Annotated in this window: 5 protein-coding genes; 2 read left to right on the top strand and 3 right to left on the bottom strand. The window is 59.5% G+C overall.

Annotation, left to right across the window (positions count from 1 at the left end; translation table 11 throughout):
- Positions 1-92: 92 nt before the first annotated feature.
- The 3 genes from EWE75_RS24115 to EWE75_RS24125 form a co-directional block, all read right to left on the bottom strand.
- Complete coding sequence (locus EWE75_RS24115) at positions 93-461, bottom strand: DUF2314 domain-containing protein (protein WP_130160571.1); 369 nt, start codon at positions 459-461, stop codon at positions 93-95.
- A gap of 206 nt (positions 462-667) precedes the next feature.
- Complete coding sequence (locus EWE75_RS24120) at positions 668-1,021, bottom strand: ankyrin repeat domain-containing protein (RefSeq protein WP_130160572.1); 354 nt, start codon at positions 1,019-1,021, stop codon at positions 668-670.
- Positions 1,022-1,108: 87 nt separating this feature from the next.
- Positions 1,109-1,324: a DUF7336 domain-containing protein gene (locus tag EWE75_RS24125; RefSeq protein WP_231708548.1), complete on the bottom strand. Its 216-nt coding sequence runs from the start codon at positions 1,322-1,324 to the stop codon at positions 1,109-1,111.
- 354 nt (positions 1,325-1,678) lie between these two features.
- On the opposite strand from EWE75_RS24125, the gene EWE75_RS24130 reads away from it, so the two are divergent.
- Positions 1,679-2,377, top strand: a complete 699-nt coding sequence (locus EWE75_RS24130) for a hypothetical protein (protein ID WP_130160574.1) — start codon at positions 1,679-1,681, stop codon at positions 2,375-2,377.
- Positions 2,374-2,757 (top strand): hypothetical protein, encoded by a 384-nt coding sequence (locus tag EWE75_RS24135; protein ID WP_130160575.1) that lies wholly within the window; start codon positions 2,374-2,376, stop codon positions 2,755-2,757. The genes EWE75_RS24130 and EWE75_RS24135 overlap by 4 nt, the downstream gene beginning before the upstream one ends.
- The last annotated feature ends 426 nt before the right edge of the window (positions 2,758-3,183 follow it).

A 3,183-nucleotide genomic window follows, 5' to 3' on the forward strand; every position in this document is an offset into this window, starting at 1 on the left:
CCTCAAGCCGCGCCCGATCCGGTGCCGTGACGACGAAGGTGATACCGCTACGCATACCCCTTGGTCGCACAATGCAGCGCTAGGCGGAATCCTCAAAAGGACTCATCCGTCACGATCAATCCACTAGGTGCTTTTTCCGGGCTTGCCCATTCAATAGAGATGATATTGTGCCGCGCGAACCGAACTTCGGCCCCAGCTTTCAGCGTCGTTGTTGGCTCGCTTGGATGATTATCGAGCACGCCGATTAGCTCGTCGCCTCGGACATCTTCGACAATCACCCACATCCGTTCAGCGGCCCACTTTTCGGTTTCGTGGGGATATTCAAACGTAAGTTTGACGAGATCACCTTTTGCGACTGCGGTGATCTCGACCGCGTTTGGTAGGAAAAAAGTATAGGGTGCACTCTCTGCGATGGGACGCGGATCGGTAAGCTCGTAAATCGGCGTGGGTTCTGTTGTCATCCGCGCCTATCCTAACGAACAGATTTTGACCGGCAAGCGGCTGCTTTCGGCTCGCCCGCCGAGGTGCGCGAACGGCAGCATCTGGGGCGACTGCTGCCGGGCAGTTTCCCCGCCCGAAGTTGCCGGTCGGCTTCACGCAGGGCGACCGCGCTTTCGCGGTCAGAAGGCGGGAAACTGGTGGAAAACGGACAGGCCGCTCCCTACCGCTAATCCTCAAAGACAGACAGGTCAGACCGGATACCAAACTCATCGATGATATCTGTTCGAGCGCCAAACGACACTAACAGCTCGGCCATTTCCTTGTTCTTGTTAGCTATGGCCCAATGCAGGGCCGTCTGCCCCATATCCCCAAGGGCATTGGGGTCAATTCCCGCATTCAGGAGCCACGAAACCGCCTCAACATCCTCGGCGATGGCAGCCATGTGGAGTGCCGCATCTCCATCGGCATCTCGGAAAATCAAGGGGTCGCCGGGAATCTTCGTCGCATTGTCATCATACGTCGCATAGTCGTCGTAGCGATAGTTCAGCTTCGCGATTTGCTCCGCTGAGAGTGGGCTCATGGTTCGATACTCCGACTTCACGCAGCTATGGCCGACTTCGGGTTCATGCCGGACAACCACAGCCGTCCGCAAGTGAGCCGCTTGCCGTCATTCCTCTAGGGCAAGGACGCTGACGAACCCTTCGGCCCAGTGATCCTGATCGAGAGGATAGGCGTCAATCTGGAAGCCTGATGGGTGATCCCAAAATCCCGGCTGATCCGGGAGGCGGGTCACAGCCGCAGCGGCGGCCTCATAGGAGGGGTAGACTCCGATCAGCTTGGCGTCGTCACCATACTCATCATCTGTCCGAACGTGATGCAGCACAAAAACCGAGTCCATCTGACAACAATGGCCGTCCGAATAAACGTCTGCAACCGAGCGACCACAGGAAGGTCGGGAACGGCAATAACTGGGCGCTTCCTGCCGAAATCGCTGCCCAAGCGCTACCGTGAATCTGTGTCCGAATAATGCACAGGGGTCTCTATGTAGATTTCTGTTCCGTTGCTACCCAAAGCCCACCTTTGGCTCGTCGTTCACGCAGGATCGATGCGCTAATTGATCCTGCGGCAAGGTTCCGTACTGATCGGATCGCCCGCATCATCCTAGTCGATTCGTTTATGGGCAAGCACTGGAGTTTTGGATAGCAATCTCCCGATTTTACCGGTGAGGGGATCGGCCATGAATGTCGGGGAATTGAATGCCAGCACCATTGGCGCCAGCGGCATTGGAGGCGGCGGCCATGCGGCCATTGACCGCGGGACAGCGTCCGCACTCGACGACACTGTCCACGCCGCGCGCACCGGATCGCCCGTTGAGCAGGGCAATGCCCTTCGCACGCTCGATGCGACCACGGGCAGCCGTCAAGCCAGTGATGCCGCAGTGAGTGGCGATGTAGAAGCCTGCACCGTTGAGGTGCGCTTCAAGCCGGTAATCGGCCCTACGAACCATGCCTTCATCGTCACCACCGACGCGAACTCGACGAACTACTTCCGCGGTGGCCCGCAGGCAAACAACACCGGCATGAACAGCCCGCCGAGCTCAAGCAGCGGGGGCGGGCAGGCACCGTACGAGCCGGGCTTCGGCATCTACGGCCCTATCGTTACGGAGTACGGAGCCTATCGCCCTGGCACGGTGGATTGGACGACGGAGCCTTCAGGCCGACAGACAGTGGCTACGATCCCGGGCAACTGCGACAGGATCGAGACAAACTTCGCACGACACATGGACGATATCGAAGCGGCCCGCATCAACTACGAACCGCTCTCGGCAAACAGCAACTCGACCGTGCGTGAAGCGCTTGAACGGGGTGGCTACCCTGACGTTTCACCCGTAGTGTGGGCGCCAGCATGGGACGCCCAGTTAGCCAATCCGCATTGAGCACGCTGGCAAAGCCGCTCTGTGTTGCAATGCTCGCCGGCATAGCGGCTGCAACCGTCGCCTGCGCGCAGAAAAAGGAGCAGGCAATGGCGTCCGAACAAGCGATCGGAGCGCAGATCGCAGAGAAGCTCCCTAGGGGCACACCCGCGAGTGCAGTGGAGGCCTGGCTTGCTAGCCAGAGTCTCACGCATTCGGGCCTGATCGATAACGCCGAACTAGCTCACATGGGCGGCGATGCCGCGACGTATGAGATCAAGGCGTTAGTCTCTGGCTCTGCCAAGCCGGCGCTGGTTCGCACGGACACGCAACTGACCTTTGTGTTTGATCGCGAGCGCCGTTTGATCAGAAGTCAGGTAGCGCCCGTTCACACCGGCCTCTAACTGTAGCGGCTTGCAATGATGACCGCCCAGAACTGCAATAAGACGCCTTTCGCGCTCGGCTTATATGAGACGTTCGCGATCGGCCGACGCACGTTTATTGAGACGCAAATCACATTCGGTGCGACGGACGCGAGATATTCGGCACGCGGCGCGGGATCGCGGACACGGCGATTGGCATCCTCGTATGGTCGATCCTTCCGGGCCTCGTCGCGCGCGAGGTCGCGCCGGCGAGTTGGCAATGGCCCGAGTGCATGGCGGCGCGGACGCTCGACATGCCGATGTGGGAAGGCGCGCGCCGACTAGTGGATTGATCGTGACGGATGAGTCCTTTTGAGGATTCCGCCTAGCGCTGCATTGTGCGACCAAGGGGTATGCGTAGCGGTATCACCTTCGTCGTCACGGCACCGGATCGGGCGCGGCTTGAGG

The sequence above is a fragment of the Sphingomonas populi genome, assembly GCF_004208535.1.
GTDB classification, from domain to species: domain Bacteria; phylum Pseudomonadota; class Alphaproteobacteria; order Sphingomonadales; family Sphingomonadaceae; genus Sphingomonas; species Sphingomonas populi.